Below are 24624 nucleotides of genomic sequence, written 5' to 3' on the forward strand. Positions count from 1 at the left end.
GAAAAAAGGAAATGAGGGGTTTTTAAGATGAATGCGTTCGAACAAGTCATTAGCCGTAAAAATACGCGTTCCGTGAAATGGGGTAATATGGAAGCCGTTTACGGGGTGGAAAACGCGGAAGAAATTTTACCGATGTGGATTGCGGATATGGATTTCCCTGCTCCACCGCCAATTATAGAAGCGATGAGAGAGCGCTTAGATCATGGCATTTTCGGTTATTCATACATATGCGAAACGTGCAAGGATGCTGTACGTTCTTGGTTGTCTTCTCGTCACCGATGGGAAACACAAAATGATTGGATGCTCTTCCATCATGGTGTTGTGCCTGCTATTGCAACGGTAGTAGAAACATTTTCGAAGAAAGGCGACAACATTCTCATTACGACGCCTGTCTATCCTCCGTTTTTCAACGTACCGGGTCATCAAGAGCGAAACATTGTAGAATGTGCTCTCCTTGAAGACAATGGGACGTACTCAATCGACTTTGAAGCATTCGAAAAATGTTTGCAACAAGATATTAAAATCTTCATATTATGTAATCCACATAACCCGGCAGGTATCGTATGGTCAGAAGCGGATTTACGACAAATTTTACGTCTCTGTAACCAATATGACGTGCTCGTGCTTTCAGATGAAATCCACGCCGACCTCGTGTTACCAGGTGCAACACATATTCCACTTGCCAAACTCGCTGAAGAAGAAGGTGGAAAAATTGTCACGTGTGTCGCTCCGACAAAAACTTTCAACTTGGCTGGTGTACAAGCTGCCATCATGATTACAAGCGACGAAGAGTTAAAAACTGCCTTACAGAAAAATGCAATGGCACACGGACAAATGGAGTTGAACGCTTTCGCTGCTTCCGCGCTCAAGTCAGCTTACACGGAGTGTGAAGCTTGGTTAGATGAACTACTTGAAACACTTTCAACAAACATGGATTATGTCATCAATGAATTGCCGAAAGCTGTACCGGGTATCGCCATTCAAAAACCTGAGGCAACCTATTTGTTATGGATCGATTACCGAGGAACAGGTTTATCGGAAGAAGATATGATGGACAAATTATTAAACAACGGAAAACTTGCACTTGAGCCAGGCACGAAGTATGGTGAAGCAGGCAGAGGTTTCCTACGAATGAACATCGCAACGCCTCGTTCTGTAGTGGAAGACGGCGTGAAGCGCTTCATAACTGCAATGCAAGCTTAACGTTTTTCAGAAGAATCCGTTCTTGGATTCTTCTTTTTTATTGTGTATGCGGCGTGTGTCAAAGGTAGCCTGATGGATTGATTTTTGCCACATGCTTTAAGTCAATTTGTCGTTGGAATGGAAATTGCTTTCTTTTTGCGAAGGAGAAGCGGTTTTTTAGCACGCGGGGCTGGTTCTTGAGCGCGGATTGCTCTTCCTTGAGCGCACGGGACCAGTTCTTGAGCGCGGGCTTAATTTTTTTGCTATCGGCACATATTTTTTGTTCGCGATTTAACAAAGATGTGAATGTAGATAATATAAGACATGCAAAAAGGACATCTGCCCCATTTGTTAGTGGCGGATGTCCTTTTGTTTATTCGTGGGATTGTTGGTGTTTTTCACGGGCTTCACGGCGTTCGCGAAGAATGCGTTCTTCAAGTTCGCGCGTTTCTTCTTCTTGTTTTTTTGAGTTTTTCTTAATCCACATGAATGTGAGGACGAGAAGAATCATGAAAAAAACGAAGGAGAAAAATGCCGGGATGTATTCGGATTTATCCTCTGGAAAGTAAAGGAACGGCATAAGGATAACGTTCATTTACGGACACTTCCTTACTGGTTGGATTATTTCTGCAAGATTTCAATCGATTCGATTGAGATTTCTTCTGTCGGCTTATCAGAACGATCTGTGTCTGCCGCAGCGATTTTGTCAACGACGTCCATGCCTTCAATCACTTGTCCAAATACCGTATGTTTTTGGTCAAGGTGTGGTGTTCCACCCATTTCAGCGTATGCATCAGCGATTTCTTCCGGCCAGCCACCTTGTTTCAATTGGTTTGAACTACCTGGTGCACTGGATGCTTGAACGATGAAGAACTGGCTACCGTTTGTGTTTGGACCAGCGTTCGCCATTGATAGCGCACCTCTAAGGTTAAAAAGGTTCATCGTGAATTCGTCTTCAAAAGAAGAACCGTATATACTTTCTCCACCCATACCTGTACCTGTTGGGTCTCCACCTTGGATCATGAAATTATTAATTACACGGTGGAAGATGATGCCGTCGTAATAGCCGTTTTCAGCATGCGTCAGAAAGTTTTCTACAGTCTTTGGCGCTTGCTCCGGGAATAGTTTAATTTTGATTGGCCCCATCGTTGTGTTCATAACGACCAATGCTTCATTTGCTGCTACTTCAGTTGATAATTGTGGATACATACTTTCGGCCTCCTCATTTGTCGAATCGCCTGATGCGTTCGTCGAGTCATTATTATTTGTTGGTTGTTTATCGACTTGCTCGTCTTTACTTTGACCACAAGCAGCAACAAAAATCATGACCATTGCCATAACCAATGCTAGTGTCGATTTTTTCATTTTCATTCACCCTGATTTAGTTTACCATATCCCTTTTCGTTTTTCGATGGATAAGCAAGAAACTTCCTTCGACTCCCGAATTGATTTATACTGTATCCAGTACAATAGAGCGTTTAACGTATTGCGGCAGAGGGAATTCTGTTTTGGGATGACTTTTGTCGACGAACATGACGGCATTGTACATGAAAGCAGGGTTAACATGACGATTCAAAAACGGAATTTTATCATCATATGGGTTGCGAACTTTTTAGTTGCTGGCACAATGACGATGATTATGCCTTTTTTATCTTTGTATATTGAGACATTCGGCAATCATTCGGATGCATATGTCCAAAAATGGTCCGGGCTAATTTTCGGGGCGACATTTATCACCGCGTTAATCATGTCACCGATTTGGGGAAGGATTGCCGACAAATATGGATTTAAACCAATTTTATTAATAAATGGCTTTGGGATTGCGACGTCCGTCTTTTTAATGGGGTTCGTTCACTCGGTGGAAGCGTTTTTTGTTCTCCGACTCTTCAATGGTGTTGTGACCGGATTCATTCCTACCTCATTGGCGTTCGTTTCATCGCAGACGTCTCGTGAAGAGGCAGGGAAAAAGCTTGGGACGCTACAAATGGGCAGCGTGACTGGGACATTATTTGGACCTGTTTTGGGTGGATTGATGGCAGATGCGTTCGGATTCAAATACACGTTTATCATTACGTCGATTTCTGTTGTCATCGCTGCACTGATCGTGCTTTTCGGCATTAACGAGCAACGGAAAGTGAAAAGCGAAAAAGCCGTTCATTATTCGCGGAAAACGATTCTTTCAGGATTGTTGCATCATCGGCTTATGCTCAATGTCATGATTGTAACAGCGTTAATTCAAATTGGGAACTTTAGCATCCAGCCGCTCTTATCGCTCTATGTCGCTGAGTTAACAGATTCAAATGATGTCGCTTTCCTTGCAGGGTTGACGTTCAGTGCTGCTGGAGTCGGAAACCTTTTGTTCGCACGTAAATGGGGCAAACTTGGCGATGACATTGGGTATGAAAAGGTGTTGGGGGCGCTACTCGTTCTGTCATTCATCTTTATCGTCCCGCAAGCGTTTGTATCTTCGATTTGGCAACTCATGATTTGGCGTCTGTTATTCGGAATTGCGATTGGCGGGATGATCCCGATTACAACAGCGCTTGTCAGACGTGAAGCACCTGTTGACATTCAAGGTGAAGTAATGGGTTACAATACGAGTTTCCGATTCCTCGGCAACATTATCGGTCCAATGTTTGGTGGGATTATCAGTGGATTTGTCGGTATCTCGTCAGTGTTCATCTTAACCGGACTCTTGTTTATGGTGGGATTTGCATTTCTTTATTACGCGAAAAGAAAACCCGTACAGGATTTCGAAGACTTTTTGGCAGATGAAGATCAGAAAGCACATACGTAAATTTCAGCACATTTCCTACTTGGAAATGTGCTATATTTTTTATAGAAAGGGGGTTCTACGTGAGACAAGTAACAGGTTTACTCCTCATCCTACTCCTGTTCCCTCTCTTATATGTGATCCAACAGGGGATTGTGAAAGAATGGAACGATAGCAAGCAATTACAGGACAGCATGCATGATACGATTACGTTAACAGAGCCTTTTGTACCCATTCCTATATCGATGACCGATCGGGATGGCCGGGTCTTCGCGGAAGAATATGTGGAATGGAGACAACCGCTTACGCTCGATGAAATCCCCCTCTTCGCGAGAGATTTATTCCTAACGAGTGAAGATAAAGGATTTTTTGAACACCGTGGATATGACATTGCAGCGATCTTCAGAGCTTTTGCGGTGAATGCTGCGAATGATGATCTGCAACAAGGGGGTTCGACAATTACGCAACAAGTTGTGCGCATGCGATTTTTAACGAATGAAAAGACGTATGAACGGAAATTCAAGGAGCTCCTTTATGCAGCCGAATTGGAGAAACACGCTTCAAAAGAGGAAATCCTTGAAATGTATATGAACGAAATGTTTTTTGGCAATCAAGTTTATGGAATTGGTGCAGCTGCAACGTTTTATTTCAGTCGACCGATTAGCGAGTTGACGCATGCGGAAATAGCTTTTCTTGCTGCGATTCCAAATAATCCTTCCCGCTATGATCCATTGAAGCATTTTGACAAGACAAAAAAGAGGCAGGAACTGCTTTTATCGGTACTCGCGAACAATGATATCATTTCAGCGGAAGAAGCGACAGCCTTACAACAAGAGCCGATTCAACTTCATGTGAAACGAAAAGCTAATGAACATACGATGTACAGCTCTTATGTATTAGCTGAATTAGAGAAATTGATTGGTAGAGTGGAAGGGTTTGAGCATAAAATCCGGCAAGCAAAAACGGACGATGAAAAGCAGCTACATAAAGATGCGTTAAAACGCAGAACCGCAGAAGTGATGACGAGTGGCATTCAAATTGAGACGGCACTTCATTCAAAAAAGCAACGAAGCGATGAAGCACGAATGTCTGCTTTGGTAACGCCTAAGGATTTACAAGCAGGAGCCGTCGTTATTGACAATGTGACGAAGGAAATTGTTAGTCTGTATGGTGGAAAGGACTTTCAAAAAGGTGATTTTAATCGAGCTTATCGAGCTATACGGCAACCTGGGTCCGCAATGAAGCCTTTGCTCGTCTATGCTCCTTATCTTGAAAGCGGACCGTATAACGAGCGAACGCCCATCGATAGTAGCGCTATTTGTATCGGTGCTTACTGTCCTCAAAACATTGGTGGATACACATATGGAACGACGACGTTGAAGGAAGCGTTCCGGCATAGCCATAATACAGCAGCTGTCCGATTGCTTCGAAAAGTTGGCATCGAAAAGGCATTTGGCTACTTACAACCGTTTCAGTTCGAGCATATTACGAAAGCCGATTACACATACCCTGCAGCACTCGGTGGTTTTCAAGTGGGTGTTACGCCCTTGGAACTGGCATCCGCTTATTCCAGTTTCGTTGACGGAACGTACGTGGAGCCTCACGCAATACGGACGGTGAAAAGCCGATCTGGTGACATTCTCTATCGGTGGGAAGAGCAACCTTTAGAAGTCTGGTCTCCGTCCACTACGGCAACTATCCGCACATTGCTTGAAGATGTAGTTGTAAACGGGACTGGAAAAGGCATTACGTATCGAACGACGTATACAGGTGCAAAAACGGGAACTACGGATCGGTATAAGGATTTATGGGTTGCCGGGTTGAATGATGCGTACACGACCGCGGTTTGGATCGGATTTGACAAACCCGCATCAATTGAGAAATACAGCAAAGTAAAAATTCATTTACAAGCTTTTAATGCATTGAGTTCAGAAAGTCATCCGTAACGCCTAGAAAAACCGCAGGAGGATTCTTGCGGTTTTTCATCATGTTCTTTTCTTCTATGAAGCTGGAAGGCTTGCTAGCATACCGTTGTATAGCTTTAGAATGACATAGACGATTACGGACAGGAAGACTGCCCAAACGAGGATTTCGAAGATCAATAAGCTGATCGTATGTATAACGGTTAAAAATTTGCTTAGTATAAACACACGGTATACAAAGTAGATGAATGTTGTAAGAAGGAAGATTGCCAGTAAGATTTTCAAAGATTGGATTCCTGCTACAGAAGCGAGCGCACCAAAAAAATAGATGACATTCCCGCTTTTTGCTTCGTAATAGGACTCCCCTGCGGCATCCTTTGAAAAGAAAAGCATCGCGGTTTCATGAATCGTTTCATCAATGAGTTTCATAGCGGACAAAATCATGAAAAAAATGAGTGAATAGATGAGCAGGAGGAATAGCCGTAGCTGTGTGTCTGTCATGAATTCACGCATTCCGGTGTATAAGCCCACTTGGCTAAAGAACTCCATGGAAATGCCAACCATATACACACCGAATGTTAAACTGAATAGCGTAATTGTCAAAAAGGGCAAATAGCCGAAAAGATAGGGATTTTTCATGAAGCACCTCAAAAAAACAAATATTTTACCCTCCCTATAATATAGGAAGAGAAGCGAATCGTGCAATAAAGTCGGCGTGTTACCGATGCAAAAGCGTTCATTTTACGTTATACTTTTAAACAATGTACGAATAATGATGCATTCATTGGAAGGAGGATTTTCTTGGAATTTGTATTGCTGATATTCCTGCCGATTGCGGCCGCCTTGTTCATTCCTTCTTTGTATCGGAGTGTAAAAGGCATACATACTGGTTGGTTTGTACTATTCATCCCTGTTCTGTTATTCCTTTATTATACAATGTTTATCGGAACAACTATGGATGGTGGACATGCCGTATCTGAAATGCAATGGATTCCATCTCTAGGAATTTCAATTGTGTCCTATTTAGATGGGCTTAGTCTTTTGTTCTCTCTCCTTATTACTGGAATTGGTGCGTTAGTCGTTTTGTACTCCATCTTTTACCTGGATAAGACACGTGAGAAGTTAGGCAATTTTTACGTCTACCTTCTTATTTTTATGAGCGCAATGCTCGGTGTCGTTCAATCCGACAATGTCATTTCTCTTTATTTGTTCTGGGAATTGACGTCAATTTCCTCATTCCTGTTAATCGGTTATTGGTACACACGTGATCGTTCACGTTTCGGTGCATTAAAATCGATGATGATCACAGTTTTTGGTGGATTGATGATGCTCGGTGGTTTTATCCTCCTTGGCATTATGGGTGGAAGCTTTTCCATTCGTGAGCTGATTGCTCAATCCTCGACGTTTGTCGGACATGAGTTCTTTACGTTAGCGTTAGTACTCATCTTGCTCGGTGCTTTTACAAAATCCGCACAGTTCCCTTTCTACATTTGGTTGCCCGATGCGATGGAAGCGCCTACACCTGTAAGTGCATACTTGCACTCTGCTACGATGGTAAAAGCAGGATTGTATGTAGTTGCTAGATTTACCCCTATTTTCGCTGCTTCCGAAGTGTGGATTTGGCTTGTTACCGGAATTGGATTGCTCACATTATTCTGGGGCTCCTTCTTCGCTGTAAAACAGACAGATTTGAAAGCAATTTTGGCTTTCTCTACTGTGAGTCAGCTTGGTTTAATTATGTCGTTACTTGGAGCAGGTGCAATTACATTTCATTCGAATGAAAAGATGTTTACCTTCGCCATGTTCGCAGCGATTTTCCATTTAATTAACCATGCAACATTTAAAGGTAGTTTGTTTATGATTGCAGGAATCGTTGACCATGAAACGGGTACGCGGGATATTCGCAAGCTAGGTGGGTTAATGAGCATTATGCCAATTAGCTTTACGGTCGCGTTCATTGGCTCTATGTCTATGGCCGGTGTCCCACCATTCAATGGATTCCTCAGTAAAGAAATGTTTTTAACGGCGATGTTGGCGATCGGAAACTTCGAATTGTTCAATTTTGATACGTGGGGCATCTTATTCCCGATCGTTGCATGGATTGCGAGTGTGTTCACGTTCATTTATAGCTGCTACTTTGTCTTTAGAACGTTTGCAGGTAAGCGCAAGGACGAGCCATTACCGGTTCAACCGCATGAGGCACCTATTGGTATGCTCGTATCTCCAATGATTTTGGCGTCGCTTGTTGTTACGATTTTCTTCATTCCAAATCTAGTTGGTAAATGGCTTGTAAAACCAGCTGTCACAGCGATTCAGCCTTACCAATATAGCCACCCGTCCGAAGTGGCCATTCATGTGTCAGCATGGCATGGGTTTGATGCCCCAGAGCTTTGGATGACTGTCGCTGTAATTTTAATAGGAGCACTGCTCTACTTATCATTAGCGAAATGGCAGAAATTCTATGCTGTCCAACCGAACTATTTAACGTTGAATGCTTTATACGATTCGACGATGTTGTTCAGTGAAAAAGGAATGAATCGAATTTCCCGCTTGTATATGACGGGACTCATTCGTTCGTATTTAATTTACACGTTTGCGTTCTTGTCGATTCTGACGATTGTAGTGCTTTTCATGAAAGATGCATTTGTCGTCGATATGGACAGCTTCTCGGACATTAGTACGTATGGCGTCATTAATGCCATTATCCTTTTGTTGGCAGTCGCATTTGTGTTGCTATCTAAGACGAGACTGAGTGCGATTATTTCACTTGGAGCTGTCGGTTACTCAGTGGCGTTGTTCTTTGTCATCTTCAAAGCACCTGACTTAGCCCTTACACAGCTCGTTATCGAGACGATTTCTGTTGCACTGTTCTTGTTGGCATTTCAGCATTTGCCAAAGCTTTCCGATCACGGTGAAACGAAGCCGAACAAACTGTTGAATGCAATCATTGCGCTCGGTGTCGGTGTGACTGTCACATTAGTTGCTTTATCTGCACATTCGACGAAACTTGTCGATTCGATTTCACAGTACTACAAAGATACCGTGAAGACGGAAGCAGGCGGCGGGAACATTGTTAACGTCATCTTAGTGGATTACCGTGGATTTGATACGTTATTTGAAATTGCCGTGTTGGCGATCGCAGGGTTTGGGATATTCAGCATGATAAAACTTCGACTTGCAAGAAAGGAGAATACTGATGAAAACAAATGATGTCATCTTACAAACGACAACTAAAGTAATCACTTTCATCATTTTCCTTTTCTCGATCCACATCTTCTTTGCAGGCCACTATACGCCAGGTGGAGGATTTGTCGGTGGATTGCTGACGACAGGCGCAATCGTATTGCTATTACTGGCATTCGACTTGGAAACAGTCCAAAAAGCGTTGCCGTTTAACTTCATCATCATGACAGCTGTCGGATTAGTATTAGCTCTCGGCACTGCAGCTGGTGCCATCTTTTTTAACGTGCCGTTCTTTACGCATGCTTTTGATTACTACACGTTGCCGCTATTTGGGAAAACTTCATTGCATACAGCCATGTTGTTTGATGCGGGTGTCTTTCTCGTTGTTGTAGGCTCTGCAATTACCATTATCCAGTCAATTGGAGGGGATTCGTAATGGAGTTATTAATGGCGATTCTCATCGGGATATTGTTTATGGCTGCTGTCTACTTAATCTTGTCGAGAAGTATTTTGAAAATCATTATCGGAACGGGTCTGTTAAGCCACGGCGCTCATCTTCTCATCTTGACAATGGGCGGACTTGGCGGTGTCTCTCCTCCGGTTTTGGCTGAAGGCGTTACAGATTATGCAGATCCGTTGCCGCAAGCGCTTATCTTAACGGCAATTGTTATTAGCTTCGGTGTGACGGCGTTCATTTTAGTCGTTGCGTATCGGGCGTATGCAGTGCATAAGACCGATAATATGAATCAATTGAAAGGAAATGACGAACATGATTAATCTATTATTATTCCCGATCATTCTCCCTTTCTTTTTCGCGATTGCCTTGTTGTTCTTTAAAGAGCAAGTGAAAGTACAGCGGGTACTCACCCTTATTGGTGTCATTGTTAGCTTAGGCGCTTCCTTGTGGCTTGTAAAAACAGTTCATACAGAAGGGGTACAATCCGTGACGCTCGGTAGTTGGCCGGCTCCATTTGGTATTTCCATGGTGTCGGATATGTTTTCTGCCTTACTCGTCACGACAACACTCGTATTAACACTGTTTGTTGTCATTTACAGCTTTTCATCCATCGGCAAAGAAAGGGAACGTTTCTTTTACTACCCTGCAATGCTGTTCATGGTAACAGGCGTGAATGGCGCATTTACAACAGGCGATATTTTCAACTTGTTTGTCTTCTTTGAAGTGTTACTCATTGCTTCGTACGTATTGATCGGCCTTGGTGGAGAGAAGAAGCAATTACGTGAATCAATCAAGTACATATTGATAAATGTCGTGTCTTCTGCATTTTTCGTTATTACAGTTGCCTATTTGTATTCCGTCGTTGGAACATTGAATATGGCTGACATTTCCGTAAAGATCGCAGACATCCAACAGCCTGGCATTGTAACAGTCATCGCTGTACTGATGCTCATTGTTTTCGGGATAAAAGGATCTATTTTCCCGTTGCACTTCTGGCTTCCGAACGCCTATGCAGCACCGCCAATTCCCGTGCTTGCCCTCTTTGGTGCGTTACTGACGAAAGTCGGTGTCTATGCCATTATGCGAACGTACACATTGTTTTTCGTTCATGACACTGCCGTTACGCACGAGATTTTAATGGTGCTCGCGATCTTGACTGTTTTAATTGGCTGTATCGGAGCATTAGCGTATTTTGACTTAAAACAAATTATTATTTACAACATTGTCATTGCAGTCGGCGTCATTTTATATGGCGCAGCGCAAATGAACGAACCAGGTGTTTCGGGTGCTGTGTTTTATTTGATACACGATATGTTGATCAAGGCGGCTCTTTTCCTCCTGATCGGCATCATCATTTACGTGACAGGTACTTCCAATTTACGTAAGATGGGTGGACTTATGAAAACGCATGCCCCACTCGGATGGGTGTACTTGGTTGCAGCGTTCGGTTTAGCAGGTATTCCACCATTAAGTGGATTTGTAGGGAAGCTATTAATCGTACAAGGTGCGTTTGAAGCAGGAAATGTGTGGGGTGCAATCATCATATTGGCATCCAGTCTCGTCGTCCTGTTATCGGTCATCCGCATTTTCATCTATGCGTTCTGGGGGGAGATCCCTGCTACATCGTATCCGAAGACGAGCAATCAAACATACAAGCGTCTTATGCTCCCAGCAGTCATCTTAGTTGTGCTGTCTATCTTCTATGGTGTCGGCACAGAATGGCTCATGCCGTTCATGACAGACGCTACAGACGTATTACTACAACCATCCATCTATATTGATGCGGTGCTAAAGTGAGGAGTGAATGTCGATGGCATTTCAAATACTATTGAACGTTTTCATCGCTGTCGTTTGGATGTTCATGAGCTCCTCACTGACAGCAACAACATTTATCATTGGTTTTCTCATCGGGTTAGGGCTACTGTTCGTCACAAGGCGTTTCTTCACGTCTAGATTGTATATTTGGCGTCTATGGGCAGCAATCAAACTCGTTCTACTGTTTTTCAAAGAACTAACACTATCAAATATTTCGGTTCTTATGCTCGTCATTCGGCCGAAATTAAATATCCAACCATCCATTTTTGCGTTACCGACGGAATTGGAACATGATTGGGAAATTACATTACTTGCAAGTTTGATCACACTGACGCCTGGTACACTTGTCCTTCACGTGTCAAATGATCAACGGACTCTGTACATCCATGCAATTGACGTTGAAGATGTGGATGAAGCGATTGATTCGATTAAAAATTCGTTTGAGAAAGCAATTTTGGAGGTGAGTCGCGGATGATGGTCTTTATTTGGGTTTGCTTGATCCTCATCGTACTATCGATGGTCGGCGTCCTGTATCGTGTCTTTCGTGGCCCTTCAGTTCCTGACCGACTCATATCCTTGGATAGCATCGGTGTCATGCTCATTTCCACGATAGCGCTTCTCTCTATCTTGTTTGACACACCCTTCTTCATAGACGTCATCTTGCTCATTGCAATCATGTCGTTTATCGGAACGGTATCATTCTCCAAGTTCATCGAGAGAGGAGAGATTATCGAACGTGAACGTAATCGTTAACATTCTCATTGTCGTACCGATCATCGTTGGGACCATTTTTACGATTGTCACAATGGTTGGGATTTTACGATTGCCCGATGTCTATACACGTGCACACGCAGCGTCCAAAAGTGCCACGCTTGGTGTGTTAAGCATTCTGTTAGGCGTATTCTTTCATTTTTGGTTGAATGAAGGGCATTTCAGTATCCAGCTTCTACTTGGTATCGCCTTCCTCTTCATCACTTCTCCAATCGGAGGCCATTTAATGGGACGCGCTGCGTACATGTCAGGCATTAAACCGACTGATATGACGGTTGGTGATGATTTAGAAAAAGCAGTAGCAGAAGGAAAGAAGAAATACGCGCAGCAACGGAAAGATTAAAAAACACACCCGGCATAAACTGTTAGCCGGGTGTGTTTTTTTAATAGTAACCATATGGTGGTCTATTGTAATACTGTGGGTATCCGTATGGATAGTATGGGTATGGATAATACGGGTAATATGGGTAATAATTTTGTCCGCCATAATAATTAGGGTATAATGCACTTCCTAAAAAGCTCCCGAATAATCCACCTAAAAACGGTCCGCCAAAACCAAAGCCGAATCCTTGATTACCAAAGCCTCCACCAAATCCTCCAAAACCACCATGTCTTCTAGAATTCCGTGACATCGCCATCCCCCTTTCTCACTTATCCTATTCAAAGCGGGCGAAGTGTAGAGGGATGAACGCCTATCATCTGTGTGCATTCCTAGAAAACTATATGAATGGGCATGTGCCAACTTAACAATTACGCTTCTTCATCCGCCATCCGTTCAACAATTGTCGCAAGGGTACGTACCATTACGCCCGTTCCACCTTTTGGACCAAGGTCATGTGCCGCTGACGCATCCGACGTGCCTGCGATGTCTAGATGGATCCAAGGGGTATCTCCTGCAAACTCACCGACAAATCCACCACCGAATATCATATGTCCATCTCTTCCTGGAGAGTTGTTCAAGTCTGCAACATCACTTTTACGAATCCGCTTTTTATCATTTTCAGTAAGCGGTAAGCGCCAGACGAATTCACCTGTCTCAAGAGATGCTTGCATGAATTCCTCAAAGAACGCTTCATTATTTGTCAATGCACCTGTTTTATCATTCCCAAGCGCAACAATTACGCCACCTGTAAGTGTTGCAACGTCAATGATGTAATTAGCACCTGATTGCAATGCGTACGTCACAGCATCTGCAAGCACAAGTCTTCCTTCAGCGTCCGTATTGAGCACTTCAATCGTTTTGCCACTGAGCGAAGTGATTACATCGTCCGGCTTCAACGCTTCACCTGAAATCATATTATCCGTCGCACCAATGACTGCAATGACATTTTTTGCAGGACGCAATTCACCAATAATGCGCATCGCTCCTAAAACAGCTGCCGCACCACCCATGTCGCCTTTCATGCCCACCATACCGTCACGAGGTTTCAATGAATAACCGCCTGTATCATATGTGACCCCTTTTCCGACAAGACCGACAACGTCTTCCCATTGCTCCGTACCGGCATATTTCATAACAATGAGTCGAGGTTCCTCAACAGAACCTTTATTAACTGCTAAAATCGCACCCATGCCGAGCTCTTCCATCTCTTGCTTGCCTAACACGTCGATTTCAAAATCATACGTGGATGCCAATTCTTTTGCATAGTCCGCCATTTTTGTTGCTGTTAACATGTTTGGCGGCATATTAACTAGCGTTCGCGCTTCGTTGACAGCTGTAGCATAGGCTTGACCGACTTCAAATGCAGCTTTTAAATCCTCTTCCTCTGCGTCCGTCAAAAAGGCAATCTCCTCAAGCGTTACGTCCTTCTCATTGGAATCTGTCCGGTAGCCATTGAATTGGTAACTACCCATTCCAATGCCTTCTGCTGCTGCGAAAACGACATCTTCACATGTCAGCTCGTCATTTGTGAATGGCGCTGTCCAAACGGCAACAGTAGAAGCTTTAGAAGTCTTTAACTCTTTTCCTACTGTCGCAAACAATTGACGCAAACGGTCCACAGTCAATTTTTTGGACGGGCCTACTCCAACGAATAAAACACGCTCATATTGTCCCGCTGACAATGCCGGCATCTTTACAACCTTCTTAAATTCAGTCGACACATCTCCGGATTTGACCCATTCCATAAGAAGCGGACTAAATGTCTGAGCGAATACATTCCAGCCTTCCGTGTTTTCTGGATGTTCAGGCACGCCGATGATCAGTGTTCCAGCTTTTACCGCATTAAATTCTTTCCCAATAAATGATGCTTTCATTTGACTACCTCCCCGTTTTCATACATATTCTATTATATACCATCGGAAGACCGAACAAAAAAGATTAATTCGGAAGTCGGACTATCATGAACAAACGGCACAATATGGTATACTAAGTATATAATTTTCATTTTTTAGAAAAGGAGTGGTTTTAATGGCCCTCTTGCAAAACACACCGCTCCTTGCGGCATTATTCGCGATATTTTTCGCCCAGTTCGTCAAAATCCCGATTCACTTTTTATTAACACGCAAGTTAGACTGGAAATTAATGACTTCTACAGGTGGAATGCCAAGTTCTCATTCCGCTGCTGTCACTGCATTAACGACCGCAATCGCTTATGAAGTCGGGCTCGATTCTCCGTTATTCGCTGTATCGGCCATTTTTGCAGTGATCGTCATGTTCGACGCAACCGGTATCCGCTACCAAGCAGGACAACAAGCGCTCATCATCAATCAAATGCGATTAGATTTTCAAACATTCGTCCAAGAAGTAAAAGGCTGGCCACAAAAAGACGGCCAACAGAAAATTATGGAGCTGAAAACATTACTGGGGCACAAACCTAGCGAGGTATTTGCAGGAGCTATGACAGGTATCCTCATTTCCGTACTCACATACTCATTTTTTGTAGGATGACAGCTCGCTTTACAAGCGCTAACAGGATTGAACGGGGAGACGGGATTACCGACTCCTCTGGGACAATCCTGTTTTTTATTTGGTAAGCCTGCCGTTTGGGTGGCGCGGAGCACACGTCGCGCTATGACCGGGACAGACTGCTTTGAGCAAGACATTACGCTTTTAGAGATTTTGGCCGTGCTTTAACAAAATAAAAAAGATGCCTCTAAAAAAGAGACACCTCATCATAAGCATTAGAACATTTGGTAGCCTTGCTTACGTAGGAGCTTCATCACAAATCCAGAGATAATTGCGCCCACTAATCCGCTTGTCAAAATGATAATATCTGCAGTATGTAACGACAGTATTTTATCGCCAAGCATGCCAAACGATCCGCCAGGATTTGTAAAATACTCGTACACTTTTACTTCGTCAATAATTAAAATGACAACAATTGGATAAATAATAGCCATTAACCACGTCATACGGAGTAACATATTTAATAAAAATCCGATTCCGAAAAACATTACCATGAAAATGATTATAGACAAGACGACATGCGTCAATGAAATAGTTCCCAATTTTTCTACCTCCGCTTTCCTCTCCCCATTTTACAGCAATGAGCAAAGGCTTTCAATGAAACACGATCAGTTCATAGATTTGTCAAGAGTGTCTTGCAAAAGACGCTTATTTTTTGAAAAATAGTTTATAAGATGTATAGCCGAACCATGTGCCTGGATCCATTTCTTCCATTTCCAACAAACCGGATTCAATGGCTCGTTCTGCAATTTCTTTTATCATCGCAGAAGCATGTGGTTCTTCTTTTAACGCAAAGGGAGTTTTCCATGCGACTTCTTCAATTTCTCTTTCTTGTGGAACCAATAGCTGGGTTTCATCTATTGGCCGTAATAAGAACATCACTAAGTTATCGCTAATGCCCCCTGTTAGTACACCCGTGCGGAAGCCGACCATGCCTTCCAATTGACAATCGAGCCCAGTTTCTTCTTTCACTTCACGAATTGCTGCCTGATCAGCTGTTTCAGTATGATCGACAAAGCCTGCCGGAAAGGACCAGATCCCTTTTAAGCCGCCATACTTCTTTTTAACGACAAGCCACTCACCATTTCCGTTCATGACAATGCCTGCTGCCCCAAGCCAAACGCTCCCCCTTTTCGTACGTGACACTTACATCCCCTCCTCTACATACAAATCTACGCAATTCACACGCCAATCTATGAATGAAAAAATACACCTGCCCAATGGATAGGCAGGTGCAAATAGATAATTAGCTTACAATTATTTCAGTACGTTGAACTTACCTTTTTTGATAGTCAAACCAACTCCACCGATCAAGAACAATGCACGGTTGTCAACCATCTTCTTCATGAATGATGCTTTCTTACCGAACAATTTCTTACCGAATGCAACACCGATTGCATCGTCATCGCCTAGAGATGCGATACTACCTTTTAGATCAGGAACAAATTCTGCAGTCGGTTGGCCTTTGATCAATGCGATCAAGTTGTTCGCACACATATCGCCTTGTTGCATCGCGATTTGGGCAGTTGGTGGGTATGGACGGTTTGTTTCTTCATTGATCATCAATGCACAGTCACCAACGATAAATACATCGTCATGTCCTGGCGCACGAAGGTCTTTTTCGACTTTGACACGTGCACGCATGTTTTCAATGCCTGTCTCTTCGATCAAACGGTTGCCTCGGACACCTGCTGCCCATACGACAGTTCCAGCTTTGATGAATTCAAACTCGTCTTCACCTTTTTTAATGTTAACGCCTTCAGGAGTCGCTTCTACAACCGGCGTACCAATCGAGAATTCGATGCCTTTCGCTTTCAATTGTCTTACTGCGTAATCCACTAGCTCCGGATCAAATCCAGGCAATACCATTGGAGCTGCTTCCACACAAATGACACGGACCTTCTCTGCAGGAACGTCGAATTCCTTGCAAAGTTCAGGAACTCGGTTACCAAGCTCACCTAGGAATTCAATTCCTGTGAAACCTGCACCACCGACAACGATCGTTAAACGGCTATCGTCTTTTTCCTCTTCAAGTGACCATGTTGCAAATTGGTATTCAATATGTTCACGGATTTGACGGGCAGCTTTCACGTTGGCGATGGACAAAGCGTATTTATCCAATCCTTTAATACCAAACGTTTCCCCTTCGAATCCAAGAGCGATGACTAAATAATCGTACGTGTGTGTTCCAACATTTGTTGTTACCACTTTTCCTGGGATATCAATACCTTGTACTTCTGCTTTAATGAATTTCACTTTGCCTTCGTTAATGACATCTTTCACATCATAACGAACTTGCTCAGGAGTCATTGTTCCTGCTGCAGCTTCGTGCAACCAAGTTGACTCATAGTGATAGTCATTCTTGTTAATAAGTACTATGTCCGCCTCGTCAGTACCAATAGATTTCTGCAAGTTGACGACTGTGGATAAACCGCCGTAACCCGCACCTAATACTAAGATTGTCGGTCTTTTCACGAAAATCGAAACCACCTTTAAATTTATTATGTGCCGGGTCCGTTGACAATCGGTTCATGCGACGATTTGCTCAGTCCTGGCATTTGTCTATATTCGACAAACTTCTACCTTACAATAGTAGCCCTTTTGGTGGTTTTTTTCAACACTTTAAAGTTAAAATTTCGCGAAATTGAACTTACGATGAAAGACCCCCTTTCGCTAGAGAGCCATTACAATGGATTTATCTCTGCGAAAGAGGGCGTTATTGATTAATCACACGATTGGGGTGTGCCTTCTTTTTTAGCTGTTCTGAATGAAGTTCCGCAACCACATGATGCGATGGCATTCGGGTTTTCGATCGTAAAACCGCCGTAGTAGCCCCGCTGCCATAAACGTAGACATAGCGCAGAGTTGACGCTTAATCGTATAAGAATGTAAGTATGCGTGCTGACGTATTCGAAATACGCTCGATTTATTACTGTTAAGTATACGCAATCCTCTAGCGGTTGACAAGGTGCTTGACTCCCCGAATGTAAAATTTTTGTACGCAATTAAGACCCACCTGGAGCGGCGCGTCAGCTTCGACCGCCCCCGGGGGTATAAAAAAAGACGCTCGGCCAGTCGTTCAGCCTTGCGTCGTTCCTACTTATCCAAACGGTTTAAACTTACGTTGTGTATCTCCTAGTTCTTCCTCGCGCAACCCTATATAGCGACGCGTGACGGCTTGTGACGAGTGGTTGAATATCTCGCATAGATCGACGATGTTATTGTACGTCTTATAATACTGGTAACCGTAAGTCTTACGCAGTGTATGCGTTCCTATCCAATCCCAACCTAGCAAGTCTGCGGCCTTTGTTAGCGCCCTATACGCCTGTGTAGTCGTTATATGTCCGCCTTTAGCTGACGCGAACAAGTAGCCTTCGGACGGCTTATCTGCGGTGTAGTCCGCTATCTCCGCCATGATGTTATCGAGGTAGACTGTACGTGGCTTCTTGGTCTTGCCTTCGTAAATGCGGAAGCTACTGCGCCCCTTAACGTCCTCTATGCGTAGCCTAACGAGGTCGCCTATTCGTAGTCCAGTCGATATACCTAAAAGATACAACAATACGTTTCTATCCGCTGACTTTGGCGAGGATATTCGCAATGCTTCGATAAACTGCCTATGCTGTTCCGCCGTCCTAATCGGCTGTACGTTTTCCGCAATGTTAGTCATTATAACTACGCCCTTTCCAATGTACGGTTTTATCGTTATTTTAACCTTACCATACGTCTAGTAAGAGCGCAACTATAAAACGTTTATTTAACAACTTTTGTGATGTATGCTTTTTTAATTACCTTACATTACAGACCCCGTGAGTTTTCGGAGGTCAAGCGCGGTGAGCGGCGAGTTTGACGTTTTCAAAACGTTTGAGAGGTCGCACGCAAACGCCTTGCGCTTGATTTTACGTTGCACATATGACGCATAAATACGTCCGCATACGTAAACTACCGTAAACCTGCCGTTTGACTTCCTTCTATATATGCGTCAAGTATTATCACTTTACACCGCACTATTAACGCAAGTGCAACATTATGTATAACGGAGGCAAGCCGTAGCCTGCCCCTATTTATTCGCGCATTATCTTTTACGAGTTTCTTGCCGCAATCTATTTACGAAGTCAACCACGCCATTAAACTCTCCAACCGTTTTCGCGTCAATCGTAATATTGTCGATATTAACCGTGTCACCGCCCGTAATTACCTCTGACACACCGCTCACACGCGCCATAGGAACGTGATTAGGCGCAGTATAGCCCGCTATTTGCGGCGCAACTACCGCTGCGTCCGCCATAGATGACGCCGCTGCTTTAATATCGCGCAACTGTGTATGCATACCTACCGACAATCCTTCGCCTACGAAACGCCCAACTTGCATCATTACGCGCGAAGGTGATCGTATGCCGAGGAAATCTTTAATACCGCCCGTTATGTTACTCGCAATATTCTTTACCGTGTCCGTAACTGCGCTTGCCATCGAGCCAATACCGCGAATAAGACCGGCGATAATGTCCTTACCGACTTGTACGAGGTCAATCGCCTTGAAAAAGCCTACGATGTTATCCATAATCGTCGTTGCCGTATCTTTAATCGAGTTCCATGCGCCTTTCCAGTCGCCTTGTAAAACTTTCATGACCGTACGAATGACGCCTAAAACAATGTCAATAGCGGTCGATACGATCGTTTTAATTAGTTCCCACGCAATTTTTACGACGTTAGATATAATCGGCCAAACAATTTCAAATACGCCTTTTATCAGTCCCATGACGAGCTTTATTTTCGCCAAGATGTTATTAAAATGCGTAGATACTAGCGCCATAATCGCCTTGCCGTTTTCGTCCCAAAACGCGCGAAACTTTCCAAGTATATCTTTACCGAAGGATAGTACGTCCTTTAATACTTTTGTTACGGTTTCTTTGACGCCGTTAAACGCCTTGACCGTAAAGTCCTTAATGGACGCCCATGCCGCGTCAATCATATTGCGGAACCATTCGACCTTGTTATAGGCAAGTACCAACGCTGCAACAACGCCAGTTATCGCCGCAATAGTTAAACCTATCGGGCCTGTTAACGCTGTAAATACCGTACTTACTGCGCCGAATCCTGCGATAATTTGCGGTATGAATCCGATCATTAGCATTATTGGACCGATAACTAACGCCAGCGCGCCTGCTAACGCTGTGCCGAGTACGACAATCTTCTGAAACGCCGGACTCGCTTGGTTAAACTTCTCGGTTAAGCCTGCGATTGTTTGGGCGAATGACATAACAAACGGTACTAATTGGTCGCCAATGAGTATTGCCGCAGACTCAAACGCACCACTCATTTCTTCAAGCGCACCGCCGATACCGCCCATCATCTTCTCTGCTGCTTCTGCTGACGCGCCCGCACTATTTTCTAATGCTGTCGTATTTGCGTTAATTACATCCGGCCCTGCTTTCATCAACGCCAAAAAGCCGGAAACCGCTTCTGTTCCGACTAGCTTGCCTAACGTTGCTACTTTATCCGCTTCGGTCATATGCTCGGTCGCCTTTGCCAAATCATCGACCATTAGCGCGAGTGTCTTAGCATTACCTTCACTATCGCGCATACTGAATCCGAGTCTTTCCATGATTTTTTCCTGCGCCTTTGCCGGATTGTTTAGCGCAAGCAACGAAGCACGCAAGGAAGTACCCGCATTTGATCCGTCTAGCCCCGCGTCTGCCATGATGCCCGCTGCGGACGCTAACTCTTCCAACGATACGCCTAACGCTGCTGCCGGCGCCCCTGCATACTTAATGACGTATGACAATGAATCAATCCCCGCCGCCGAGTTGTTAGCAGATTGCGCTAGTACATCAGCAACTCGTCCAGCTTCGCCTGCCTCAATGCCCCATACGTTAAGTGCCGATGACACGGTGTCAGCCGTAAGTGCTAACGCTTCTCCGCTCGCTTCCGATGCCGCGATTACGCCTGGCATAGCTGCGATAATTTGCGTTGCGTTATAACCTTTTGACGCCATATCCGTCATTGCTTCCGCGACTTCGCCCGCACTTTTACTCGTACTTGCGCCTAACTCAATGGCTGCGGCTTTCATGGCGTTAAATTCCTCGGACGTTGCGCCGGCGATTGCGCCCGCCTTCCGCATGGTCGTGTCAAATTGTGCCGCAACCTTGACTGTACCGCCGAGTCCTGCTGCGATACCTGCACCAACCGCAGTAAAGCCCGCACCAACCTGCTTAAACGCATCAAATGTCTGTTGATTCTTATTCGCAAATTCCGACATTTTGGACGTAGCTTCCTTCATTCCTCTCGCCAGCCCGCTAATGTCTGCGCCTACTTTTACAAGAATGTCGTTATTCATCACGCACCGCCCCAAGCTCGCGTATAACGCATAAATTTACGCCCGGCGGACTGTGAGTACATTTCGGCTTTCGCGCCATTATCCCGTCTAATCTCTCGCATCGATTTGATAATGTCGCAAAATGCTTCACGCAATAAATTGAAATGGCGACGATTGTACGCCGACAACTTTAAGCCCTCTAGTTTCTCCAATCCTTCCATAAAGCGCGCTTCTGCTTCTTTCGCGGCTTGTTTTACGTCATCATCGCGCTTAGTTGTGAGTATTTGTAAGCCCGTTTGCGTGTAATATTCTTCAATGATCGTTAAAATGTCTGCGTGTGTGTTCATGTTTTTCCTCCTTTTGAGCTTTATGAGTAAATAAAAAAAGCACCCCGTTAAGAGTGCCTTCTTTACTGCCCGCGCATTTGTTCAATTCTTGCTTTCATGTCGGCGATATGATCGTCGCCTGACTGTTGCGGTTTATTGTCAATTTCTAGCTTGTCCGTAAGCATGCCGTGCGCTTGGAACAGTACGCGAGCTAGTGCCGCATTGCCGTCGCGGACAATATGCTCTTTAAATGACGCCATAATGTCCGGCAAATCGTCGATTGTGTTCGCCACAATTTCGCGTTTAAGTACCGCGTTAAATGCATCATCTTTGCGCCAGTCGTATAATGCTTGTCGCGATACACCGACCCTTTCTGCCACTTGATCGTATGTTAGGCCGGCGCGTTTAGGCTGTGCAAGTAACGCAATAGCCGCCAGTTGTCTATCGTTTAATCGTTTTGTCACCGTTAATTACCTCCCACTACTTTTTTTACAATGTCGCTAATGCGCTGTTTCTCTAGCACCGACTTAGGTAACTGTTCCGCTACCTTAACCGCTAATAAGTCGGAATTTCGCACGTCCTGTACGGCGTTTACTACCGCAGTCTTTTCGCGCGTACTTCCTTCAATGCCCGACAATAAACCGGCTACCTTACCTTGTAATGCCGTCTTTTGCTCGTCACTTAATAAGCGGATTTTCTGCGCCACGTCGAATAATACTTCGCCTTTGTCGTGTGCTGTTGCCAGTTGTAGGCTCGCGCGGTCAATAAACTGCTCCGCGACTAGCCGGTCGCCTTGCGTTACTTTGACGACGGCGCGCGCTGCTTTTAGCTTTGCTTCATCCAGTTGCTTGGCGCGATATGCTGTCCAGTCCGCTTGTAATTGCGCCGACTTTTCCCGATATTCACGCTCAACCTTGTCGAGTTCGTAGGCTTGTACGTCCGGCAATTTAAGTAGCGGATTGTCAGTATTTTTGATTGCCGCAATGTCCGCCTTGTATTGATCGTGTAAGTCGCTTGCCTCTCTTTCCAGCCGGTCAAATTCCGGCAAATCGAGCTTTACTGCCTTTCCGTCCGCAATTAGCGACTCTGCTTTTTGGTCGTCAACGGTAATTACGGCATGTTTTGCAATGTCGCCGTCAGTTTGATAAGTAAAGATTCTCGTCATTTTATCTGCTCCTTTTTATTTGAACGGTGTCCATGTATTTTTGTCGATTGGCGCGTCTACGTAGTTTGCTTTACGTGTTACGTCCGCCGCAATAGTCCACGCTGCCCGCTCGATTTCGTCCTCGTCCTCTGCCGCAATAAACTTTGTATAATCAGCTGCGCGGTCAATGTCGATGCCTGCCTCCGCCAGTTTGACAGTCTTTAATTTTGCTAAATATTCATCTTTTGTCATATCCGTACACCTCCGTTAAAATAATGGCCGTCCAATTTTGTCTTTAATGCGCTCAAATGCCCGCTTGCCTGCCTGCGCCCTGCGTTCGGGCGTGCTAGATGTCGTTGTCTGACGCGCTGTATTGCCTAACGGCGGATCAACGTACGTAACTTGCGGCGGTATTGACTCCGCCAGTTGCGTAATGGATGCGCTGATTTCGTCAGCGGTTGCGCCTTCGATGTGCGACAAGTAACGTTCGATTTGATCGTCGTTATAATTTCGCGCCGCCATTGCCTGCCGCTTTGCCTGCGTCACCTTGTCCGTCCTCATTTCCTCTAACCTTGCGTCTAATTCCGCAATCTTTTCTGTGTAGTCCATTTTCACGCCTCCATTTCGTTTTTACTTTTCTTCGTGCGTTGCGGCCTATCGCTCATCATGCGGATGCCGTTTTTGTTTAGCTGGTTCATACGCTTTCTGCGTGGAGTTACCTTTTTGCCTACTCTCATTACCTGTTCGACTCCCTTCATTATTCCGTACACATAGTCGTAAAAAGTACGTGCATATGACTGATTTACGTTATAAAACACGTCAAAATAGCCGTTCTAATCTCTTTCGGGTATAAATGTTCACCCGGAAGTTAAAACGGTTTAAATCGCCTATTAGCTTTGTAAATCGGTCACACCAAACATACGCATTGCCTGCCGTCTTTGCTCGATGGGTATGCGATACTGCACGCCCACAAGTCGCCCGCGATCATTTGCGTCGCGATACTCGGCAATAATCGTCCAATCGTTTTTTTCTTTATAGCGTTTAATACGGCGCATTAGCTCCTTATCCTCGGTATAAGCCGCGAGGAAGCCGGTTCCAAAGCGCCAAACATCGTTACTTATCGGTTTTCACCGCCTACTACTGGGATGTATCGCATTAACCCGTATTTAGCGATACTTTCCGAGCTCATGCTAGGCAAGTGATACGTCGTGACGTCGCCCGGTTCGACTGCGTTTAGGTACGTCTCTTCTTCCGATGAAAAAAGTTGCATAGTAATCCCACCCTCTCGCCTCGCAATATTCCCGTTTCTGTTCTTCAAGTTCTTCGACAACCTCGTCAAAGGTGCGTTCAGAAAAATACGCGATATGTCGGACTACGTTCGAAAGATTTCCGACAGGGAAGTCAAAAAAGTTTTGTTCGTAATACACAAGTAGCGGCTTATCTCTCTTTGCGCTATTACAAGACTTGCAAATTAGCGTTAAATTACTGATATGATGGCGTGAGTTTTCCATGTCGAGTGGCGTTATATGCTCGATCGTCGGCGTGCTTTCGTATTTAGACCCGCAATAAGTACACGCGCGCCCCATAATATCGAATAGTGCCGTGAACTCTTGCTCGTCCGTTTCAATAGGCACCGGATATTTAGTTTGACGTTCATACAATCTACGAAATGCTTTGAGCGACTTGTTGTTTGATTCAAACTTACACACACGACAGCGGTTAGTTCGGCCACCTTTTGCTCTCGCGTCAACCTCGAATAAATCAAGCGGCTTTTCCTCTTGGCAATTACGGCATATACGTAATTCTTTATTTGTTTTTATCATCTTCGTC

General features: G+C 44.4%; 28 protein-coding genes and 1 pseudogene. 11 read left to right on the top strand and 18 right to left on the bottom strand.

Going from position 1 to position 24624, the window contains the following annotated elements:
• The first annotated feature begins 27 nt into the window (after positions 1–27).
• Positions 28–1203: a MalY/PatB family protein gene (locus tag NRI27_RS16730; RefSeq protein WP_371391718.1), complete on the top strand. Its 1176-nt coding sequence runs from the start codon at positions 28–30 to the stop codon at positions 1201–1203.
• 352 nt (positions 1204–1555) lie between these two features.
• Here NRI27_RS16730 and NRI27_RS16735 read toward each other — a convergent pair whose 3' ends face one another.
• Both NRI27_RS16735 and NRI27_RS16740 read right to left on the bottom strand, forming a co-directional pair.
• Positions 1556–1777 carry a hypothetical protein gene (locus tag NRI27_RS16735; protein ID WP_371391719.1) on the bottom strand — a complete coding sequence of 74 codons (222 nt, stop codon included), beginning with the start codon at positions 1775–1777 and terminating at the stop codon, positions 1556–1558.
• 26 nt (positions 1778–1803) lie between these two features.
• A complete protein-coding gene (locus NRI27_RS16740; RefSeq protein ID WP_371391720.1) occupies positions 1804–2547 on the bottom strand; it encodes a peptidylprolyl isomerase in 744 nt (247 codons plus the stop codon).
• A 199-nt stretch (positions 2548–2746) separates the two neighbouring features.
• Here NRI27_RS16740 and NRI27_RS16745 point away from each other — a divergent pair, with 199 nt between their 5' ends.
• Entirely contained in the window at positions 2747–3979 is a 1233-nt protein-coding gene (locus NRI27_RS16745; RefSeq protein ID WP_371391721.1) for an MFS transporter, read from the top strand.
• Between the two features lie 59 nt (positions 3980–4038).
• Positions 4039–5901 (top strand): transglycosylase domain-containing protein, encoded by a 1863-nt coding sequence (locus tag NRI27_RS16750; RefSeq protein WP_371391722.1) that lies wholly within the window; start codon positions 4039–4041, stop codon positions 5899–5901.
• A gap of 54 nt (positions 5902–5955) precedes the next feature.
• Here the strand turns inward: NRI27_RS16750 and NRI27_RS16755 are convergent, their stop codons facing one another.
• Positions 5956–6516, bottom strand: a complete 561-nt coding sequence (locus tag NRI27_RS16755; RefSeq protein ID WP_371391723.1) for a DUF5366 family protein — start codon at positions 6514–6516, stop codon at positions 5956–5958.
• Between the two features lie 162 nt (positions 6517–6678).
• On the opposite strand from NRI27_RS16755, the gene NRI27_RS16760 reads away from it, so the two are divergent.
• Genes NRI27_RS16760 through mnhG form a run of 7 tightly spaced genes read left to right on the top strand, consistent with a single transcriptional unit; the run spans position 6679 to position 12446 of the window.
• Positions 6679–9087, top strand: coding sequence for a Na+/H+ antiporter subunit A (locus tag NRI27_RS16760; RefSeq protein ID WP_371391724.1), 2409 nt, complete (start codon positions 6679–6681; stop codon positions 9085–9087).
• Entirely contained in the window at positions 9074–9496 is a 423-nt protein-coding gene (locus NRI27_RS16765; RefSeq protein WP_317943993.1) for a Na(+)/H(+) antiporter subunit B, read from the top strand. Before NRI27_RS16760 ends, NRI27_RS16765 begins: the two co-directional genes overlap by 14 nt.
• Entirely contained in the window at positions 9496–9837 is a 342-nt protein-coding gene (locus NRI27_RS16770; RefSeq protein ID WP_317943992.1) for a Na(+)/H(+) antiporter subunit C, read from the top strand. The genes NRI27_RS16765 and NRI27_RS16770 overlap by 1 nt, the downstream gene beginning before the upstream one ends.
• A complete protein-coding gene (locus NRI27_RS16775; protein ID WP_317943990.1) occupies positions 9830–11314 on the top strand; it encodes a Na+/H+ antiporter subunit D in 1485 nt (494 codons plus the stop codon). The genes NRI27_RS16770 and NRI27_RS16775 overlap by 8 nt, the downstream gene beginning before the upstream one ends.
• 13 nt (positions 11315–11327) lie before the next feature.
• Positions 11328–11807, top strand: coding sequence for a Na+/H+ antiporter subunit E (locus NRI27_RS16780; protein WP_317943988.1), 480 nt, complete (start codon positions 11328–11330; stop codon positions 11805–11807).
• Positions 11804–12085 carry a Na(+)/H(+) antiporter subunit F1 gene (locus NRI27_RS16785; protein WP_317943986.1) on the top strand — a complete coding sequence of 94 codons (282 nt, stop codon included), beginning with the start codon at positions 11804–11806 and terminating at the stop codon, positions 12083–12085. The genes NRI27_RS16780 and NRI27_RS16785 overlap by 4 nt, the downstream gene beginning before the upstream one ends.
• Positions 12069–12446 (top strand): monovalent cation/H(+) antiporter subunit G, encoded by a 378-nt coding sequence (gene mnhG / locus NRI27_RS16790; protein ID WP_317943984.1) that lies wholly within the window; start codon positions 12069–12071, stop codon positions 12444–12446. Before NRI27_RS16785 ends, mnhG begins: the two co-directional genes overlap by 17 nt.
• Positions 12447–12486: 40 nt before the next feature.
• On the opposite strand, the gene NRI27_RS16795 is transcribed toward mnhG, so the two are convergent.
• Together NRI27_RS16795 and NRI27_RS16800 are read right to left on the bottom strand one after the other, a co-directional pair.
• A complete protein-coding gene (locus NRI27_RS16795; protein WP_317943982.1) occupies positions 12487–12735 on the bottom strand; it encodes a hypothetical protein in 249 nt (82 codons plus the stop codon).
• Between the two features lie 118 nt (positions 12736–12853).
• Entirely contained in the window at positions 12854–14359 is a 1506-nt protein-coding gene (locus tag NRI27_RS16800; RefSeq protein ID WP_371391725.1) for a leucyl aminopeptidase, read from the bottom strand.
• 154 nt (positions 14360–14513) lie between these two features.
• On the opposite strand from NRI27_RS16800, the gene NRI27_RS16805 reads away from it, so the two are divergent.
• Positions 14514–14993, top strand: coding sequence for a divergent PAP2 family protein (locus tag NRI27_RS16805; protein WP_317943978.1), 480 nt, complete (start codon positions 14514–14516; stop codon positions 14991–14993).
• Between the two features lie 233 nt (positions 14994–15226).
• On the opposite strand, the gene NRI27_RS16810 is transcribed toward NRI27_RS16805, so the two are convergent.
• The 13 genes and pseudogenes from NRI27_RS16810 to NRI27_RS16870 all read right to left on the bottom strand — a co-directional run bounded on the left by NRI27_RS16810 (position 15227) and on the right by NRI27_RS16870 (position 24617).
• Positions 15227–15553 (bottom strand): YuiB family protein, encoded by a 327-nt coding sequence (locus NRI27_RS16810; protein ID WP_371391726.1) that lies wholly within the window; start codon positions 15551–15553, stop codon positions 15227–15229.
• A 106-nt stretch (positions 15554–15659) separates the two neighbouring features.
• On the bottom strand, positions 15660–16157 hold the full coding sequence (locus NRI27_RS16815; RefSeq protein WP_317943974.1) for an NUDIX domain-containing protein: 498 nt from the start codon (positions 16155–16157) through the stop codon (positions 15660–15662).
• A 111-nt stretch (positions 16158–16268) separates the two neighbouring features.
• Positions 16269–17486: an NAD(P)/FAD-dependent oxidoreductase gene (locus tag NRI27_RS16820; protein ID WP_371391728.1), complete on the bottom strand. Its 1218-nt coding sequence runs from the start codon at positions 17484–17486 to the stop codon at positions 16269–16271.
• A gap of 248 nt (positions 17487–17734) precedes the next feature.
• A pseudogene (locus tag NRI27_RS16825) lies at positions 17735–17836 on the bottom strand (iron-sulfur cluster assembly accessory protein); the annotation flags it as partial.
• 275 nt (positions 17837–18111) lie between these two features.
• A complete protein-coding gene (locus NRI27_RS16830) occupies positions 18112–18678 on the bottom strand; it encodes a tyrosine-type recombinase/integrase (protein WP_371391729.1) in 567 nt (188 codons plus the stop codon).
• Between the two features lie 405 nt (positions 18679–19083).
• Positions 19084–21345, bottom strand: coding sequence for a phage tail tape measure protein (locus NRI27_RS16835; RefSeq protein WP_371391730.1), 2262 nt, complete (start codon positions 21343–21345; stop codon positions 19084–19086).
• Entirely contained in the window at positions 21345–21671 is a 327-nt protein-coding gene (locus NRI27_RS16840) for a hypothetical protein (RefSeq protein ID WP_371391731.1), read from the bottom strand. The genes NRI27_RS16835 and NRI27_RS16840 overlap by 1 nt, the downstream gene beginning before the upstream one ends.
• 62 nt (positions 21672–21733) lie before the next feature.
• On the bottom strand, positions 21734–22114 hold the full coding sequence (locus NRI27_RS16845; RefSeq protein WP_371391732.1) for a phBC6A51 family helix-turn-helix protein: 381 nt from the start codon (positions 22112–22114) through the stop codon (positions 21734–21736).
• A gap of 2 nt (positions 22115–22116) precedes the next feature.
• Complete coding sequence (locus NRI27_RS16850; protein WP_371391733.1) at positions 22117–22815, bottom strand: hypothetical protein; 699 nt, start codon at positions 22813–22815, stop codon at positions 22117–22119.
• Positions 22816–22830: 15 nt separating this feature from the next.
• Positions 22831–23046, bottom strand: a complete 216-nt coding sequence (locus NRI27_RS16855; protein WP_371391734.1) for a hypothetical protein — start codon at positions 23044–23046, stop codon at positions 22831–22833.
• A gap of 15 nt (positions 23047–23061) precedes the next feature.
• A complete protein-coding gene (locus NRI27_RS16860; RefSeq protein WP_371391735.1) occupies positions 23062–23403 on the bottom strand; it encodes a hypothetical protein in 342 nt (113 codons plus the stop codon).
• A gap of 281 nt (positions 23404–23684) precedes the next feature.
• Entirely contained in the window at positions 23685–23849 is a 165-nt protein-coding gene (locus NRI27_RS16865) for a hypothetical protein (RefSeq protein WP_371391736.1), read from the bottom strand.
• 135 nt (positions 23850–23984) lie between these two features.
• A complete protein-coding gene (locus tag NRI27_RS16870) occupies positions 23985–24617 on the bottom strand; it encodes an HNH endonuclease signature motif containing protein (RefSeq protein WP_371391737.1) in 633 nt (210 codons plus the stop codon).
• Positions 24618–24624 lie beyond the last annotated feature (7 nt).

The sequence above is a fragment of the Sporosarcina sp. OR05 genome (genome assembly GCF_041414805.1).
GTDB lineage: Bacteria > Bacillota > Bacilli > Bacillales_A > Planococcaceae > Sporosarcina > Sporosarcina saromensis.